Raw genomic sequence first — 16,642 nt, forward strand, 5'->3', positions numbered from 1 at the left:
TCCGTCCGCCCACGTCTCGCCGCCCTTCGTCCGCCCCGATGCCAGCCGACCCTAGAGCACCTCAAACGCCGAGCGATAGGACGAACGAGAATCTGTGGACAACCCCACCGACCCGGACCTGGATGTCGGACCTCGGTGCCAGGATGAGCCATGGCCTCCACCCCCGCTCCGACCGACGAGCTGGTGCTGCGCGAGCTCGCGGGAATCGCGGAGATCTCCGCGGCAGCAGCGCTGATCAGCGCCGTGTTCGGAGCAACCGACGGTGAGCCGGTTCCGGCCGACCTGATGATGGGCATCGCGCTGTCGGGAGGCTATGTCGGCGGGGCCTTCCTCGGCGGCCGCCTGGTCGGCGTCGCCGTCGGCTTCGGCGAGATCGCCGCCCCCGGCGCACCGTCGGCGTCGCCCTCGATGCACTCCCACGTCGCCGCCGTCTCGACCGCCGCCCGTGGGCGCCGCGTCGGCAGGTCCCTCAAGCTGCACCAGCGCGACTGGGCCCTCGACCGCGGCATCGGCGCCATCGAGTGGACGTTCGACCCGCTCGTGCGCCGGAACGCCTTCGTGAACCTCTCGCTCCTCGGCGCGACGGGCGTCCGCTACCTCCCGAACCTCTACGGCGAGATCCCTGACGCCCTCAACGCCGGGCAGGAGAGCGACCGCGTCCTCGTCCGCTGGGACCTCACCAGCCCCCGGGCTGCGGCCGCCGCCGTGGGAGACCTCTCCGAACCCGTCGTGACCGACGACGAGATTGCGACGGCGTCGCTCCCGCCGGGAATCGACCGCGACACCCCCGCGGCGCCACACCCGCACCGCGAGCGGGACACCGACGACACACCCGCACCAGGCCCGCCGCCGCGCACCCCGCAGCGCCACCTCTGCGGCACCCCCGCCGACATCGAGCACCTGCTCCGCAGCGACCCCGACGCAGCCCGAGGGTGGCGGGCCGCGCAGCGCGCCGTCCTGCAGCCGGCGATCGACGGCGGCGCCCACCTCACCGGCATCACCCGCACCGGCTGGTACGTCCTGGAGGAGAGCGCATGAAGATCGAGGCCGTCCACCTGCGGCGCATCACGCTCCCGCTCGTCACCCCGTTCCGCACCTCCCAGCACGTCGAGACCGAACGCACGCTCGTCGTCGTCGAGCTGGTCACGGACGTCGGTACGGGCTGGGCCGAGTGCTCGACCGACGACGAGCCCGTCTACTGGGCCGACTACCTCGAGGCGGAGATCGACGTCCTCGTGCGGCACTTCGCCCCAGCGCTCCTCGCGGGCACCGGCGGACCGGCCGCCCAGGCCGTCACGCCAGCGTCGGTCGCCGAGATCCTGCAGCGCTTCAAGGGCCACCGGACGGCGAAGTCGGCGCTCGAGGCCGCGGTCCTCGATGCCTGGACCCGGGCCGCCGGCACCAGCCTCGCCGACCACCTCGGGGGCGTCCGCGCGACCGTCCCGACCGGCGTCTCCGTCGCGATCTCGGACTCCATCCCCGAGCTCCTCGACACCGTGGACGGCTACCTCGAGGCCGGCTACGGCCGCATCAAGCTCAAGATCGAGCCCGGCCGCGACATCGCCGTCGCGCGCGCGGTACGCGAGCACATCGGACCCGACGTCCTCCTCCAGGTCGACGCCAACGCCGCCTACTCCCTCGGCGACGCCGCCCACCTCGCCAAGCTCGACGACCTCGACCTCCTCCTCATCGAGCAGCCCCTGGCGTGGGACGACCTCCACCAGCACGCCGCCCTCGCCCGCCTGATCCGGACGCCCATCTGCCTGGACGAGTCGATCACCTCGGCCCGGTCTGCCGCGGCCGCGATCAGCGTCGGCGCCTGCCGGATCATCAACATCAAACCGGCGCGCGTGGGTGGGTACCTCGAGGCGAGGCGCATCCACGACGTCGCGCAGGCCCACGGCGTGCCCGTCTGGTGCGGCGGGATGCTCGAGTCCGGACTCGGGCGCGCCGCCAACCTCGCTCTCGCGAGCCTCCCTGGCTTCACGCTTCCGGGCGACATCTCCGCCACCTCCCGGTACTACGCGCAGGACATCACCGAGCCGTTCGAGCTCGACGCCGACGGGCGCATGGCCGTGCCCACCGGCCCGGGGGTCGGCGTGGAGCCCGACGGTGCGGTGCTCGACGCCGTCACCACCTGGCGCACGACCGTCACCTGAGGCGGTGGCCCGTGACCGCCACAGGACTCGATCTACGATCGATCCGTGCCTTCCGCCGCCGCGACCCGTCCGCGCCGCACCTACCGGACCGGCCTGGCGACCCAGATCCTGCGCGGACTCGCGCTCCTCGGGATGCTCGCCGTCACGATCGCGGTGCTGCGGGCCTACCCCGACCTCCCCGACACCGTCCCGACGCACTTCGGGGCGAACGGGCAGCCCGACAGCTACGGACCTCGGTGGTCGCTCCTCGTTCTCGTCGGGATCTGGTGGGTGCTGCTCGCGGGGATCGGATGGCTGTCCGCGCGGCCACGGATGCTGAATTACCCGTTGGTGGTCACCGAGTCCAACGCGCAGCTGCTCTACCGCGAGGCCGAACGCATGCTCGTCTGGCTGATGATCGCCCTGGTGGTCGTCGGCGTCGCGATGATCGTCGGAGTCCTCGGCCATCAGGTCGGCTGGCTCATCTGGGTCGGCCTCGCAGGCACGTTGGCCGTCACGGTCGCCGGGATCGTCCGGATGATCCGCGTCGACGGTCGAACCGACCCCGACGCCTGACCCGCGCCCGCACCGGCCCCCGACGCCCCGCCCCGAGTCCCACTCCACCCGTGACTCAGCGGTCCTCGCGGGTTAGCGTCGAGCATGGCCGAAACGAAGCACGAGGAACCCGCGAGCACGTCCGCCAAGATTCTCTACCGTCCGTTCGGCATCGTCTCCTCGATGGCGGGCGGCCTCATCGCGTCGGCCGTGTTCAAGCAGGTCTACAAGCGCGTGGTGAAGGGCGACAAGCCCAACGCCCCCGGGCCGCTCCAGTCCGAGTACAACCTGCGCCAGATCCTCGTCGCCGCTGCGATCCAGGGCGTCATCTACTCCGTCGTCAAGGCCGCGATCGACCGCGGCGGGGCGCGCACGTTCCAGAAGTGGACGGGCGAGTGGCCCGGGAGCTGACGCCCGCGGTCGCCGACTGACGCTCGCCGTCGCCGGCTGACGCCCGCCGTCGCCCGCCGTCGCCCCGCCCGCGCCGTCCTCCCAGGAACACCAGGGATGATGGAGCGATGAGCGCAGACACCCTGGACCTCTCCCGCCTGCGCCGGTTCCCGGACATCGAGGCGCCCAACCTCGTGGCCGTCGACGCCAGCGACCGGCTGATCCTCGACGAGGCCGCCGACGCCGTCGCGTCCGCCGCGCCCGGAACCGTCGTCGTGATCAACGACCACTACGGCGCCCTCACGCTCGGCGCGATCGGCCTGCACGGCGCGAGCGACGTCCGCGTCCACGTCGACATGCTGACCGGCGAGCGCGCCCTCGACACCAACGCCGAGGACTCCGGTCTCGCGGGCACCTACCGCCACCTCTCCCTCGTGCCCGAGCTCGTCGACGGCGCCCGCGTCGTCCTCGTCCAGCTCCCGCGCGGCCTCGACGCCCTCGAGGAGATCGCCCAGCTGATCGCCGCCCACGCCCACCCGGACGTCGTCGTCATCGCCGGCGGCCGCGTCAAGCACATGTCCCGCGGCATGAACGACGTCCTCGGTCGCTCGTTCAGCAGCGTGACGGCGACGCTCGGTCGCCAGAAGTCGCGCGCCCTGGTCGCGACCGGCCCGACCGCGTCCGACGCGGTCTACCCGAAGAAGGTCGTCGACGACGAGCGCGGGCTGTGGATCGTCGCGCACGGCGCCGCGTTCGCGGGCCCGCAGGTCGACGTCGGCTCGCGCTACCTGCTGACCTTCCTCGACACCATGGGCCCGACGGCGAGCACCGCCATCGACCTCGGCTGCGGCACCGGGGTGCTCGCCACCGAGCTGGCCTCGGCCCGCCCCGACCTCACGGTCACGGCGATCGACGCCTCCGACGCGGCCGTCCGCTCGACCACCGCCACGCTGGAGGCCAACCACCTGGCCGGACGCGTCGCCGTCGTGCGCGAGGACGGACTCGGTGAGCGCGCGGCGGGCTCGGCCGACCTCATCGTCTGCAACCCGCCGTTCCACGTCGGCGCGACGCTCGCCCCCGACGCGGCGCTGCGCATGATCCGCGGCGCGGCCCGCGTGCTGACCGACGGCGGTGAGCTGTGGACGGTCTTCAACTCGCGCCTCGCGCACGCCGGCGCGCTGCGCCGCATGGTCGGCCCGACCGAGATCATGGGCGACAACGGCACGTTCACCGTCACCCGGACCGTCCGTCCTGCCCGCAAGGCCGCCCGATGACCGCCCGCCCCGCGCGCTTCCGGCGGCTGGTCGCCGTCGCGAGCCTCGCCGTCGCCGCCCTGGCCGTGACGGGTTGCTCGGCGATCAGCGAGAGCGTCTCGGAGGCCACCGATCAGGCCGCGTGCGCCCTGATCACCCCGATCGCCGAGAACCTCGGAGCCCAGGTGCAGGTCGTGGCCGACGACATCGCCGTCGACCCGAGCGGCGCGATCGCGACGCTCGAGGGGCTGCAGGGGCAGGTCGACACCGCCGCCGCCACGACCTCCGGCGGGACGCGGACGACGCTCGAGAACATCTCCACCTGGCTCGGCGACCTCAAGGCCCAGGCCGAGACCGCGCGCGACGGCGGCGTCGTCAGCCAGGAGACCGTCGACGGGATCGAGGCCCAGGTCGTCCAGTCCGTGACGTCGCTCGCCGGGGGCTGCTGACGCCGGTCAGATCCGCGCCGGCGACGCCGGGGGTCGCTCGAGCTCCCCAGCGACCGCCGCCTCGGCCGACACCACCGGCTCGGTGACCCGCGCTCGACGGCGGAGCGTCGCCACGAGCACCCCGACCACCAGCACCGCGCCACCCACGGCCTCGGCCGCGGTGGGGTGCTGCCCGAGCAGCAGCGCGGCCGACAGCATCGCGACGACCGGCGCCAGCAGCACCCACGGCACGACCGCCGACGACGGGTTCCGCCCCAGCAGCGCGTTGAAGATCGCGTAGCCGACGAGCGTGCACAGACCTGCGGTGTAGAGCGTCGAGAGCGCCGGGCGCCAGCCGAACGCCGCGAGCCCGGCGGCGACGGCATCGCTCCCGTCCACGACGAACGACAGGCCGAGCGCCGGCAGCGGCACCACGAGCGAGGACCACACGGTCAGCGACAGCCCGCCGACACCCCTCGCGCGCCGCGAGATGACGTTGCCGACCGCCCACGAGAGCGCGGCGAGCAGGCAGAGGACGACGGCGAGCAGCGGCGCGTTCCCGCCCCGACCCACCGCGACGATCGCGAGGCCGACGGACCCGACGGTGACGCCGACGATCTGGGCCGGTGAGGGCCGCTCGCGCAGCACCCCCGCGGCGATCAGCACGGTGAAGACGACCTGGGCCTGGAGCAGCAGCGCCGCGAGACCCGGCTGCAGGCCGGCGGCCATCGAGGTGTAGAGCAACCCGAACTGTCCGAGCGACATGAACAGGCCGACGCCGACGATCGTGCGCCAGGACATCGCCGGCCGCGGGACGACGAACGCCGCGAGGGAGACGATCGCGAACCGGATCGCGACGAACAGCAGCGCCGGGATCCCGTCCATGCCCCAGTCGATGACGACGAAGTTGAAGCCCCAGAGCGAGGCGACGAGGGCGGCGAGGAGCATGTCGCGTCTGTTCACCTGCTTACTCGACCACGTCCGATCGCGCAGCACCAGCGATCATGTCGAGGCGTGATTCGGTAGCATCGCTGCATGATCGATCTCGACGCCGTGGTGGCGCTCCGCGCGGTGGCCACCCAGGGGAGCGTGGCCGCGGCCGGGACCTCGCTCGGGTTCACCCCCAGCGCGGTCTCGCAGCAGATCAAGCGCCTCGAGCGCTCGACCGGCGTCGGACTGCTCGAGCGGGTGGGGCGCGGGGTGGTGCTGACCGACGCCGGGCGTCGCCTCGTCAGCGCGTCCGGGGCGCTGCTCGCCGACCTCGAGCAGATCGAGACCGACCTGCGCGCGAGCGTCGGCGAGGACGCCGCCGAGGTGACAGGTGAGGTTCGCCTCGCGGTGTTCTCGACGGCGGTGCGCGGCCTGGTCTCCCCGGTGCTGGCGGAGCTGCGGTCGAGCCGCCCGGGCGTGCGCGTCCCCCTGCTGGAGTCGGAACCGTGGGACACGGTCTCCCTGGTGGCGTCGGGGCAGCGCGACCTCGGCGTCGTGCACCGGTGGGGCGGCGTGGCGCTCGCGATGCCGAGCCATCTGGTGGCGACGCCCCTGGTCACGGACGTCGCCGACGTCCTGCTCCGGCGCGACCACCCGCTCGCCGGTCGTTCCGAGCTGCGGCCGAGCGACCTGGCGGACGAGGACTGGATAGGCACGCCGGAGGCGACGATCTGCCGGCAGTGGCTGCGGAGGCTGTTCGACGGCGTTCCGAACGCCCCGCGCGTGGTCCACGAGTCGATGGAGTTCGCCAACCATGTCGATCTCGTACGGGCCGGGCTCGGCGTCGCGCTCGTGCCGCGGCTCGGGCGGGGTCCGCTCGGCGACGACATCGTCGCGATCCCGACGACGCAGCCCGCCTCGACCCGCGACGTCGTGGCCCTGCACCGGCGCAGCCTGGGGGAGTCGCCGGCGCTGCGCGCCGTGCTCGACGCGCTGGTCGCGGCGGCGGCGCAGCTGTGACAGCCTCGCCGAGCACGCGCGTCGCTGCTGTATCGCGCCGATAGAGCAGCCAGACGCGTGCTCGGCGGAAAAGGGTGGTCAGGCGAGGAGGGTGCGGATGTCGTCGGCGCCCAGGCGGGCACCGGACCCGGCGGTGCCGGCACCGGCGCCCGACCCTGAACCGTCCGGACCCGACCCGCTCCCGAGCACGCCGGCCACGAGCGCGCGCTTGCTGTCCTGCAGCGCCATGACCTTCTCCTCGATCGTGTCGGAGGCGACCATCCTGTAGACCATCACGGGTCGGGTCTGACCGATGCGGTGCGCGCGGTCGACCGCCTGGGCCTCGGCCGCGGGGTTCCACCAGGGGTCGGCCAGGATGCAGTAGTCGGCCATGGCCAGGTTGAGCCCGACCCCGCCCGCCTTGAGGCTGATGAGGAACACCGGCTGCGTGCCCTCGGCGAAGCCGCGGATGACCTCGGCCCGCTTCGTCGTCGACCCGTCGAGGTAGGCGTACGGGATGCCTTCCGCGTCGAGGCGCGCGGCGATCTTGCCGAGGTAGCGCGTGAACTGGCTGAACACGAGCGCGCGGTGCCCCTCGGCGGCGGCCTCCGTCAGCAGCGGCATCAGCACGTCGAGCTTGGAGGAGGGGACGTCGGCGTACTCCTCGTCCACGAGCGACGCGTCGATCGCGAGCTGGCGCAGCCGGGTCAGGGCGCTCAGCACCTCGACGCGGTTGCGCTCCATGTCCTTGACCAGTCCGAGCACGCGCTGGCGCTCGCGGCCGAGGTGGCGCGCGTAGACCTTCCGGTGCGCAGGATCCAGCGTCACGGTGAGCACCTGCTCCTGCTTCGGCGGCAGGTCGGGTGTCACCTCCTCCTTGGTGCGGCGCAGCAGGAACGGCGCGACCCGCTTGCGCAGCCGCTCGAACAGGCCGAGCTCGGCGCCGTTGCCCCGTTCGATCGGCGCCGCGTAGACCTCGGTGAACTGCTGCGGCGTGCCGAGCAGCCCGGGCGCCGCGATCGCGAACATCGCCCACAGCTCGGCGAGGTTGTTCTCCATCGGGGTGCCGGTGACGACGAACTTCACGTCGGCCGGCAGCGTCTTGGCGTGCGCGAACCCGCGTGAGGTGCGGTTCTTGATGTTCTGCGCCTCGTCGAGCACCAGCCCGGCCGGCACGATCGCCTCGTACTCGTGGTGCTCGAGGCGGAAGAGCGCGTAGCTCGTGACGATCACGTCCGCCGTCGCCGCCAGCTCCGCGAGGCTCTCCCGGCGCTTCTTGCCGGTGGCCGTCACGACGGCGACCCGCAGGTCCGGCGCGAACCGCGCCGCCTCCGTGGCCCAGTTGGGCACGACCGACGTCGGCGCGACGACCACAAATGGTCGCTGGCGCGGCATCCCGTCCCCTGCCGTCGACTCGTCGACCGCCTCCCCGGGCACGGGCGCCGTCAGCGCGCCTGAGTCCTTCGCGTCGAGGATCATCGCCAGGGTCTGCAGGGTCTTGCCGAGGCCCATGTCGTCGGCGAGCACCCCGCCGAGCCCCGCCCGCCGCAGGCGCGCGAGCCACTCGTAGCCCGCGCGCTGGTACGGCCGCAGCTGGGCCTGCAGGCCGGCGGGCACGGCGGGCGGCTCGCCGTCGAGCGACGTCGCGGCCTTGACGCGGTCGAGCCACTCCTGCGCCTGCCGGTCGATGACACCGAGCGCCTGCAGCTCCTCCCACCAGGAGAGGTTGAGCCGGCTCACGCGCAGCCCGGTGCGCCGCTGGTCCTGGAGCTCGCGGCCCTCCTCCAGCAGCTGCCGGAGCTGGTCGAGCTCGGGCCGGTCCAGCGAGACGTAGGCGCCGTCCTCGAGGAACAGCGTCTGCTCCTTGCGCGCGAGCGCGGTGATGACGTGACCGACCGGGACGTCGCGGTCGGTCAGTCGCAGCCGCACCTCGAGGTCGAACCAGTCGCGGTTGGTGCCCACGACGTCGACGGCGATCTCCGGCTCCCCGAGGTCGCGGAAGGTCGGCAGCTCCTCCTCGGGGAGGTCGACGTCGATGCCCTCGATGCGCTGCAGCGCCGGGATGACGTGATCGACGAGCTCCACCACGGAGTGGCCCGTGACGACCATCTCCTCGAGCGGCAGTCCGTCGCGCGAGAGGAGCGAGGGGAGCGTGCCCATCGCCGCCGCGGCGCGGTGCAGCAGCACGTTCTCGGCGATGTCGTCGCGCTCGGTGCGGCGCGGGTCGGTGGGCAGGGAGTAGGTGAGCGCGAAGGGGTTGTCGGAGTCGCCGTAGCGCCACTCGCACTCCACGGACGCGCGCGGGCTCGCGCCCAGCGCCGTCCACAGCAGCCGGATCCGCACCACGAGCGTCGGGCCGGGCGGCACCTCGGGCGCGAAGTCGCCGGCGGCGTGCCAGGTCTGCTGCCGGATGCGCGGCAGGATCGTGCGCTCGAACAGCGTTCGCTCCGACGCGGGGACCTGGATCGCGCCGCTGCGCCGCAGGTCGACCCACGGTCGCGTCGCCGGGGTCTCGAGCGGGACGAGCGTGAGCGTGCCGGTGGCGTCGCGCCCGACGAACCCGTGGGTCGGTCGCCCGAGCAGCAGCGTCTCGGTCAGCGTCGAGGGGTGGTCGATCGTGGCCGCGACCTCGAGGTCGGGCCCGCCCGGGGAGGGGGCGCCGCCGTCGTCGTCCACGGACGAGACCGTCACCGCGGTCAGGGCCGCGACGTCGGACAGGATCGCTGGCTCGCCGTCGACCTCGAGCAGCTGGACGCCCGAGTCCGCGATGTCGCGCAGGACGGTCCAGAGCGCGCGGCTGGGGATCGTCTGCAGCGAGAGCCACGTGGGCACGCCGTAGGCGTAGACGTCCGAGGCCTGGTGCAGGCGGACGAGCGAGGACAGCGCGTCGAGCTGGGCGGGATCGGCGTCGTCGATCGCCGCCCGGGTGACCTCGTGCCAGGCGGCCCCCGTCGCGATCCACTGCCCGCGCTTGCCGAGCCGCATCGCGCGGGCCTCGAGCGAGCCCTCGTGGACGGCGCGGTAGCCGCCCATGCCCGTGCGCTGCGGCCCCGCGAGGCTCGGCGGCGGGGTGAACTGCAGGCTCAGGGCCAGCGGGGACCAGACCTGGGTCGTCGGGTCGGGGAAGATCCCCTCGAGCTGGGAGCGCCACTGGCTCACGACGACGGTGCGCGCCTGCGCGGCGCGCTCCTGCTCGAGCGCGGTGATCAGCAGCGCGACGGTGTGCTTGCAGTCGACCTGCACCGGGCACGAGCAGCGGCCGTCGAAGAAGTCGACCGTGCCGTTCCGCGTGAAGCCGTAGTAGGTGGTGGCGGTGTAGACGTGGCGCCCGCTGCCGTCGACCGAACCGACGACGACGCGCGCCTCGGCGTCGTGACGCCGGACGACGGCGCGGTGCTGACGCGCGTAGGACGACCCCGCATCGAACGCGTGCCGGCCCACGAGGCCGACGAGCTCGATGGGTGCGTGCATGGAACGAGCCTAGGCGCGCCCTCCGACACCTCCGGCACGGTGTCCGAGGGCGGTGGACGACGGGGCGCCGTCACCGCCTGGGGACAGCGCGCACCGGGACCGGGCCTCAGGTCAGGCGCGTGTACTGCCGGCGGTAGATCCGCGAGGCGGCCCACGGGACGGCTGCGGCCGGGATCACCACGGCGAGCACCGAGTACGCCACGTAGAGGTAGGGCGCGGCGCCGCTCTCCCCGGCGATCCCGTCCACCAGGGCGATGCCGCCGACCAGGACGACGGTCACGGCCGCCAGTCCGACCACGACGCCGACCAGTCCAGCGATCGCGGCGAGGGCATGTCCGCGCAGGCGGACGTCCGCGCGCGAGCGGGCGAGCAGCAGGGGCGTCAGGAGCGTCAGGACGACGAGGGCCACGACGGCGCCGACCGCCACCGCGACCGGGGAGAACGCATCCTCCCCGCCGGATCCGAGGATGACGCCGAGCACCACCAGCGCCGCGGCGACCACGGCCGCGAGACCCGAGCCGACGACGGCGTTCAGCACCTGTCCCCAGGTCGCGGCCTCGCGGTCGCTCGCGGCGGAGGAGGTGGAGTCCCAGAGGGGGTGGGTGGAGGGGCCCTCGCCCGCGGGCGGGGCGTCGCTCCAGGCCAGGGCCTCGCTCAGTCGGGACGCGCGGTCGGAGACGGCGGGTCGGTCTGGTGCGTCGTTGCTCACGGGTTCCTCGCCATCGCCGGTCGGTGTCGCGCCAGTCTCCCACCCGACCCTGGTCCGATGTCACACCCCGGCTCCACGATGGAGACATGACCACCGCGAGCTACGAGCCGGGCTTCCTCGGCGTCGACGTCCCGCTTCCTCGCCCCCTCGACGGCCGCGAGGTCCTCGAGCTGACCTACCCGCGGTTCTCCGTGCTGCTGGATCCGGTGCGGCGGCTGGCGGTGACCACCGGCGTCGTCATCGACGGCGCGACGCTCCGCGACGTCCCGCGCCGCGGAGACTGGCGGCTCGATCCGCGCGCTCCCGCCGAGGCACAGGCCGGTCCGGAGATCTACTCCGGCAACGACCTCGACCGCGGCCACCTCGTGCGACGCCGCGATCCCGGCTGGGGCACGGACGAGCAGGCGCGCGTCGCGACGGCGGCGACCTTCGCCTATCCCAACGCGGCGCCGCAGGTCGCCTCGTTCAACCAGAGCAAGGAGCTGTGGCTCGGGCTCGAGGACCACGTCCTGGAGCACGCGGACGCCGAGGACCTGCGCGTGTCCGTGTTCACGGCGCCGGTGCTCGACGACGACGACCCGCCCTACCGCGGCCTCCAGGTGCCGCTGCGGTTCTGGAAGATCGCGGCGTGGTCGTCGGTGCGGGCAGCGCGGGCGACTCCGGCGGGGGTCTCGGACGGGCCCGACGGCGGACCGGTGCTCGCGGCCGCCGCCTTCCTCCTGGACCAGTCCGACCTGGTCGAGCGCGTGACGGCGAGCGTCAGCGGCGCGGCAGTCCCGCCGCTGGGTGCCTTCCGCACGTTCCAGGTGCCGGTGGCGGAGATCGGCGACGTGGCGGGGCTCGACGTCGGGCCGCTCGCCGCCGCCGACGTCCTCGAGACGCCGTCGGTCCGCGGCGCGGGTGCGTGGCGCGAGCTCGCCGTCCCTGACGACATCCGCCTCGCCCGGCCACGGCCGTGACCACGCCGGCGGCCGGTGGACACGCTCCGCCGCATGGGGCAGGGTTGATGGCCGTGTGTGACCGGTCACACACCACCCGACGAGGAGGTCGAGCATGACCACCACCCCGCCCACCACCACACCGCCCACTGCCATCCCGCCCACCCCCACCCGCCGCGCGCTCGTGGTCCGTGGCGGCTGGGACGGCCACCAGCCCGTCGCCACCACCGACGCGTTCCTCCCGTTCCTGCGCGAGAACGGGTTCGCCGTCGAGATCACGGACGACCCCGAGGTCTACGCGGACGAGCACCTGATGGCCGCGACCGACCTGGTGCTGCAGTCGGTGACGATGGGTCGGGCGAGCGGCGAGGCCGTGACCGGCCTGCGCACCGCCGTCGAGAACGGCACCGGGTTCGCCGGCTGGCACGGCGGCATCGCGGACTCCTTCCGCGAGAGCTCCGACTACGTGCAGCTCGTCGGCGGCCAGTTCGCCACCCACCCCGGTCGGTCGCCGAGCGAGCGGGTCGGCGACCCCTCCGACAACTACGTGCCCCACACGATCGAGATCACCGACCTCGGCCGTGAGCACCCGATCACCGCGGGGCTGAGTGACTTCGCCCTCGACACCGAGCAGTACTGGGTGGTCCACGACGACCTCATCGACGTCCTCGCCACGACCGAGCACCCGGTCCGGCCGTGGAGCCCGTGGCACCGACCGATCGTCTCGCCCGCGGTCTGGACGCGTCGGTGGGGCGCCGGCCGGATCGTCGTCGCCACCCCCGGCCACACCCCCGAGGTGCTGGCCGACCCGAACGTCCGCACCATCGTCGAGAGGGGTCTGCTGTGGGCCAGCCGCACAGCGTCGGAGTAGTCGGTCTCGGCGTCATCCTCGACGCCTACCTCGCCACGCTCGCCGACCACCCCGGCGTGCGGATCGCCGCCGTGGCGGATCTCGACCCCGACCGCGCGCGGGCCGTGGCCGAGCGCACCGGCGCCCGCGCCGTCGCCGTCGCCGAGCTGATGGCGAGCGACGAGGTCGGCACCGTGCTCGACCTCACCACCCCCGGCGCGCACGCGGAGGTCGCGCTCGCCGCCGCGGCGCACGGGAAGAACCACTACGGCGAGAAGCCGCTGGCCGCCACCCTGGCGGACGCGCGCGAGGTCGTCGGGGCGACGACGGCGGCCGGCACCGTCCTCGGGTGCGCCCCCGACACGGTGCTCGGCACCGGGATCCAGACGGCGCGCGCCGCCGTCGAGGCGGGCCGGATCGGCCGCCCGACGGCCGCCGTCGCCACCTGGCTCTCGCCCGGCCACGAGGCCTGGCACCCGCAGCCCGACTTCTACTACGCCCGCGGCGGTGGCCCCGTGCTCGACATGGGGCCGTACTACCTGACGAGCCTCGTGCACCTGCTCGGTCCGGTCGTGGCCGTCAGCGGCGCCGCCTCGAGGCTCCGGGACACCCGCACGATCGCGACGGGTCCGCGGGCCGGGGCCGTCATCGACGTCGAGGTCCCCACGCACGTCGCCGGGACGCTCGTCCACGCGAACGGGGCGATCTCGACGGTCACCGTGAGCTTCGACGCGGTCGGCACGCATGCGCGACCGATCGAGGTGCACGGCGAGGAGGGATCGCTCGCGATCCCCGACCCCAACCGTTTCGACGGCGACGTCGAGCTCCTCGCGCGGGGCACCCGCGACTGGGTCACACTGGAGCCGAGCGCCGGGTTCGTCGACGCCTCCCGCGGGATCGGGCTGCTGGAGATGGTGGAGGCGGCCGGGCTGGAGGCGGCGTCGTCGGCATCGTCGGCATCGTCGGACACCCCGCGCGCGAGCGGCGGCGTCGCGCTCCACGTCATGGAGATCATGACGGCGCTGCTCGACTCCGCGGAGACCGGCCGGCGGATCGACCTCACCACCGCGCCCCTCGTCCCGCCGGTCGTCCCCCTCACGCCGGCCGAGCGGTGGCGCCGGGGCTGATCTCGCCGCAGTGCCGCGAGCCCTCAGCCGCCCCGACCAGCCGCCGCACGCCGTCGCGCACCCGGGCGCCCACGGGCGTCCCGGCGAACAGCGCCGGATCGAGCATCGCCAGCAGCGCCTCGACCGGTTCGGCGGCCGAACACGCCCGCGCGACGTCGTCCCCGGCCGCGTCCACGAGCGGGAGGCCGCGCCGGTGGGCCGCGACCCAGGCCGCGACGGCGAGCTCCGCGCCCGGCGCCGCGCGCCCGGCGTCGGCCTCCGCCCGCAGCACGGGCAGGATCCGCAGCCGGATCTTCGCGCTTCCGTCGGCCGAGATCTGGGCGAGCCGGTGCTCGACCCGGTGGTTGCGGAAGCGGGCCAGCAGCGCGCGGCTGTAGGCGGCGGCATCCAGGTCGGCCGGGAGGTGGCGCGCGGCCTCGCTCCACCAGCCCTCGACGGCGCGGCGGAGCGTCGGGTCCTCGATCGCCTGCGCCACCGTGACGTGGTCCGCGAGCAGCCCGGCGTACGCGAGCAGGCTGTGGGCGCCGTTGAGCAGCCAGAGCTTGCGCGACTCGAAGGGCTCGACGTCGTCGACGACCAGCGCGCCCGCGGCCTCCCACGCCGGTCGGCCGGCCGGGAACTCGCCCTCTAACACCCAGTCCGAGAACGGCTCGGTGACGACGGGGACGGCGTCGGACCGGCCGGTCGCCCGCCGCACCGTCTCCGCGAGGTCGGGTTCAGCGCGCGGGGTGATGCGATCGACGGAGGTGGAGATGACCGATGCGTGGTCGGCGAGCCAGGACGCGAGCGAGCCGTGGTGCCCGCCGGCGTCGACCTCCGCGGCCAGCGCGAGCAGCCCGCCCCGCAGCAGCGCGCCGTTGCCGGGCAGGTTGTCGCACGGGACGAGGGCGATCGGGCCGGCGCCCGCCCGCCGTCGAGCCTCGAGCCCCGCGAGCAGGCGTCCGGGGGCGGTGGTCGCCCCGGTGAGGGCGGCGGGGTCGTCGACGGCGGACGCCTCCCGCAGCCGCGCGAGGTCCGCGAGGAGTGCCGGATCCGCGAGGTCCGGTCCGCCGTCGGGCGCGAGGCGGTAGCCCGCCTCGGTGATGGTGAGGGTCACGACGGCGGTGCGCGGGTCGGCGAGGTGGGCGTTGATCAGGTCGGTGCGGGGGCCGGGGTGCGCGGCGACGATGCTGTCGACCACGGTGAACGCGTCGCCGTCCTCGCTGCGCTCGACCAGCGTGTAGAGCCCGTCCTGGCGCGCGAGCGCGGCCGGGACGTCGAGGTCGCCCGGCCGGGGGGCGCGACCGCCGAACGCGACGATGCCCCACTCGGCGGCGTCGTCGGCCCTGGCGGTGTACCAGGCCTGGTGCGCCCGGTGGAAGGCGCCCAGGCCGAGGTGGACCAGGCGCGGCGGGGCGGCGGGGGCGGTGTCGCGCCGCAGGGGGCGCGGATCGGCGGTCACAGCTTGAACGCCCGGCGCGGCACGGCGTCGACGAGGTCGCGGGCGACGCGCCCGGCCTGGTCGTGGGAGAGGCGCCCCTCGCCGACGAGGCGGGCGAGGTAGGCGGCGTCGGCGCGACGCGCGGTGTCGTGGCGGGCGGGGATCGACAGGAACGCGCGCGTGTCGTCGATGAAGCCGGTGCCGCGGTAGAAGCCGGCCGTCTCGGTGACGGCGGAGCGGAACCGCGCGATCGCGTCGGGAGCGTCGAGGAACCACCACGGGGCGCCGACGTAGACGCTCGGGTAGAACCCGGCCAGCGGGGCGAGCTCGCGCGAGAACGTGGTCTCGTCGACCGTGAACAGCGCGAGGTGCAGGCCCGGCTCCAGGCCGTGGCGCTCGAGCAGGGGGCGCAGGCCGTCGACGAACGACGTCGGCAGGGGGATGTCGTGCCCCGTGTCGGGCCCGAAGGTGCGCAGCGTGGCGGAGGAGTGGTTGCGGCGGACGCCGGCGTGGATCGTCATCACCAGGCCGTCCTCGACGCTCATGCCCGCCATCTGCAGCAGGAGGTGGCCGCGGAGCGCGCGGTTCTCGGCGGCGTCGGACTCTCCGCGCAGCGCGCGCTGCAGCAGGCGGTCGGCCTCCCCGGGCTCGAGGTCGATCGTGAACGGCTCGACGACGCCGTGGTCCGCCGAGAAGGCGCCGTGGCCGACGAAGTGGGCGCGTCGCTCGCGCAGGGCGTCGAGGTAGCCGGCGAACGTGGCCGGGTGGCCGGTCGCCGCGAGGAGCGCCTCCGCGCGACCGACGAACGCCGCGCCGTCGGGATCCAGGTAGGCGTCCGGCCGGAACGTCGGCGCGACGCGCAGTCCCTGGGCCTGCAGGAGGGCGTGATCGGCGAGATCGTCCAGCGGGTCGTCGGTGGTCGCGAGCACGTCGATCCGGAACCGCTCGAGCAGCGCGCGGGGCCGGAAGGCCGGGGTGCTGAGCGCCTCGGCGACGGCGTCGTAGATCTCGTCGGCGCTCGCGGCGTCGAGCGGGGTGTCGATGCCGAAGACGCCCGACAGCTCCTCCTCGATCCAGTAGCCCGTGGCCGTCCCCGCGAAGAGGTGGAAGCGCCGCGCCACCTCGCGCCAGGTCTCGCGCGGATCGGCGACGGCGCCGGCCATGCCGATGAGGTGGGGGTCGGCGCCGTCGGCGTGCAGGAGGCGCGTGAGGTAGTGGTCGCCGACGACGAGCAGCTCCGTCGGGTTGCCGAACGGCTCGTCCGCCCGCAGCAGCGAGGCGGGGACGTGACCGTGCGGCGAGAGGATCGGCGCGTCCGCCACCGCCCGGTACAGCTCGCGCGCGATCGCGCGCAGCGTCGGGTCGAGGGGCAGGAGGCGATCGGGGTCGCGGCGGTGCGAGCGGGGCATCGCACCAGCAGACCGGATAGCCCTG

The 16,642-nt window shown here is 74.2% G+C and carries 15 protein-coding genes; 10 read left to right on the top strand and 5 right to left on the bottom strand.

From position 1 onward, the window contains the following. Nucleotides 1-150 precede the first annotated feature (150 nt). The 6 genes from C8046_RS12075 (at nt 151) to C8046_RS12100 (ending at nt 4,785) form a co-directional block, all read left to right on the top strand. Nucleotides 151-1,038, top strand: a complete 888-nt coding sequence (locus tag C8046_RS12075) for a GNAT family N-acetyltransferase (protein WP_109229663.1) — start codon at nt 151-153, stop codon at nt 1,036-1,038. Continuing rightward, the gene (gene menC, locus C8046_RS12080; protein ID WP_109229664.1) at nt 1,035-2,159 is read left to right on the top strand and encodes an o-succinylbenzoate synthase; all 1,125 of its coding nucleotides are present in this window, start codon (nt 1,035-1,037) and stop codon (nt 2,157-2,159) included. The genes C8046_RS12075 and menC overlap by 4 nt, the downstream gene beginning before the upstream one ends. A 45-nt stretch (nt 2,160-2,204) precedes the next feature. Next, nucleotides 2,205-2,714, top strand: coding sequence for a DUF1648 domain-containing protein (locus C8046_RS12085; protein WP_109229665.1), 510 nt, complete (start codon nt 2,205-2,207; stop codon nt 2,712-2,714). A gap of 84 nt (nt 2,715-2,798) precedes the next feature. Then, nucleotides 2,799-3,104 (top strand): DUF4235 domain-containing protein, encoded by a 306-nt coding sequence (locus C8046_RS12090; RefSeq protein ID WP_109229666.1) that lies wholly within the window; start codon nt 2,799-2,801, stop codon nt 3,102-3,104. Nucleotides 3,105-3,211: 107 nt separating this feature from the next. Beyond that, nucleotides 3,212-4,357 carry a class I SAM-dependent methyltransferase gene (locus tag C8046_RS12095; RefSeq protein WP_109229667.1) on the top strand — a complete coding sequence of 382 codons (1,146 nt, stop codon included), beginning with the start codon at nt 3,212-3,214 and terminating at the stop codon, nt 4,355-4,357. Further along, nucleotides 4,354-4,785: a hypothetical protein gene (locus C8046_RS12100; protein ID WP_109229668.1), complete on the top strand. Its 432-nt coding sequence runs from the start codon at nt 4,354-4,356 to the stop codon at nt 4,783-4,785. Before C8046_RS12095 ends, C8046_RS12100 begins: the two co-directional genes overlap by 4 nt. A gap of 6 nt (nt 4,786-4,791) precedes the next feature. Here the strand turns inward: C8046_RS12100 and C8046_RS12105 are convergent, their stop codons facing one another. Continuing rightward, nucleotides 4,792-5,727 carry an EamA family transporter gene (locus tag C8046_RS12105; protein ID WP_109229669.1) on the bottom strand — a complete coding sequence of 312 codons (936 nt, stop codon included), beginning with the start codon at nt 5,725-5,727 and terminating at the stop codon, nt 4,792-4,794. A gap of 72 nt (nt 5,728-5,799) precedes the next feature. Here C8046_RS12105 and C8046_RS12110 point away from each other — a divergent pair, with 72 nt between their 5' ends. After that, entirely contained in the window at nt 5,800-6,714 is a 915-nt protein-coding gene (locus tag C8046_RS12110; RefSeq protein ID WP_109229670.1) for a LysR family transcriptional regulator, read from the top strand. A 78-nt stretch (nt 6,715-6,792) separates the two neighbouring features. Here C8046_RS12110 and C8046_RS12115 read toward each other — a convergent pair whose 3' ends face one another. After that, nucleotides 6,793-10,164, bottom strand: a complete 3,372-nt coding sequence (locus C8046_RS12115; protein ID WP_109229671.1) for a DEAD/DEAH box helicase — start codon at nt 10,162-10,164, stop codon at nt 6,793-6,795. A 106-nt stretch (nt 10,165-10,270) separates the two neighbouring features. Beyond that, entirely contained in the window at nt 10,271-10,873 is a 603-nt protein-coding gene (locus tag C8046_RS12120) for a hypothetical protein (protein ID WP_109229672.1), read from the bottom strand. 86 nt (nt 10,874-10,959) lie between these two features. On the opposite strand from C8046_RS12120, the gene C8046_RS12125 reads away from it, so the two are divergent. From C8046_RS12125 to C8046_RS12135, 3 genes are all read left to right on the top strand, one after another. Next, nucleotides 10,960-11,832 (top strand): DNA/RNA non-specific endonuclease, encoded by an 873-nt coding sequence (locus tag C8046_RS12125; protein WP_109229673.1) that lies wholly within the window; start codon nt 10,960-10,962, stop codon nt 11,830-11,832. A gap of 94 nt (nt 11,833-11,926) precedes the next feature. Further along, the gene (locus C8046_RS12130; RefSeq protein ID WP_109229674.1) at nt 11,927-12,682 is read left to right on the top strand and encodes a ThuA domain-containing protein; all 756 of its coding nucleotides are present in this window, start codon (nt 11,927-11,929) and stop codon (nt 12,680-12,682) included. Then, complete coding sequence (locus C8046_RS12135) at nt 12,655-13,788, top strand: Gfo/Idh/MocA family protein (protein WP_109229675.1); 1,134 nt, start codon at nt 12,655-12,657, stop codon at nt 13,786-13,788. The genes C8046_RS12130 and C8046_RS12135 overlap by 28 nt, the downstream gene beginning before the upstream one ends. On the opposite strand, the gene C8046_RS12140 is transcribed toward C8046_RS12135, so the two are convergent. Both C8046_RS12140 and uxaC read right to left on the bottom strand, forming a co-directional pair. Further along, a complete protein-coding gene (locus C8046_RS12140; protein WP_199224463.1) occupies nt 13,757-15,229 on the bottom strand; it encodes a mannitol dehydrogenase family protein in 1,473 nt (490 codons plus the stop codon). The two genes, C8046_RS12135 and C8046_RS12140, sit on opposite strands and share 32 nt — an antisense overlap. Then, a complete protein-coding gene (gene uxaC / locus C8046_RS12145; protein WP_109229676.1) occupies nt 15,226-16,617 on the bottom strand; it encodes a glucuronate isomerase in 1,392 nt (463 codons plus the stop codon). The genes C8046_RS12140 and uxaC overlap by 4 nt, the downstream gene beginning before the upstream one ends. Nucleotides 16,618-16,642 lie beyond the last annotated feature (25 nt).

The sequence above is a fragment of the Serinibacter arcticus genome (genome assembly GCF_003121705.1).
In the GTDB taxonomy this organism is placed as follows: Bacteria; Actinomycetota; Actinomycetes; order Actinomycetales; family Beutenbergiaceae; genus Litorihabitans.

What these genes read in the sequence shown, in the direction of transcription:
- C8046_RS12075 (WP_109229663.1), top strand. Translation starts at nt 151, where the DNA reads ATGGCCTCCACCCCCGCTCCGACCGACGAGCTGGTGCTGCGCGAGCTC.
- menC (WP_109229664.1), top strand. Translation starts at nt 1,035, where the DNA reads ATGAAGATCGAGGCCGTCCACCTGCGGCGCATCACGCTCCCGCTCGTC.
- C8046_RS12090 (WP_109229666.1), top strand. Translation starts at nt 2,799, where the DNA reads ATGGCCGAAACGAAGCACGAGGAACCCGCGAGCACGTCCGCCAAGATT.
- C8046_RS12095 (WP_109229667.1), top strand. Translation starts at nt 3,212, where the DNA reads ATGAGCGCAGACACCCTGGACCTCTCCCGCCTGCGCCGGTTCCCGGAC.
- C8046_RS12100 (WP_109229668.1), top strand. Translation starts at nt 4,354, where the DNA reads ATGACCGCCCGCCCCGCGCGCTTCCGGCGGCTGGTCGCCGTCGCGAGC.
- C8046_RS12110 (WP_109229670.1), top strand. Translation starts at nt 5,800, where the DNA reads ATGATCGATCTCGACGCCGTGGTGGCGCTCCGCGCGGTGGCCACCCAG.
- C8046_RS12115 (WP_109229671.1), bottom strand. Translation starts at nt 10,164, where the DNA reads ATGCACGCACCCATCGAGCTCGTCGGCCTCGTGGGCCGGCACGCGTTC.
- C8046_RS12125 (WP_109229673.1), top strand. Translation starts at nt 10,960, where the DNA reads ATGACCACCGCGAGCTACGAGCCGGGCTTCCTCGGCGTCGACGTCCCG.
- C8046_RS12130 (WP_109229674.1), top strand. Translation starts at nt 11,927, where the DNA reads ATGACCACCACCCCGCCCACCACCACACCGCCCACTGCCATCCCGCCC.
- uxaC (WP_109229676.1), bottom strand. Translation starts at nt 16,617, where the DNA reads ATGCCCCGCTCGCACCGCCGCGACCCCGATCGCCTCCTGCCCCTCGAC.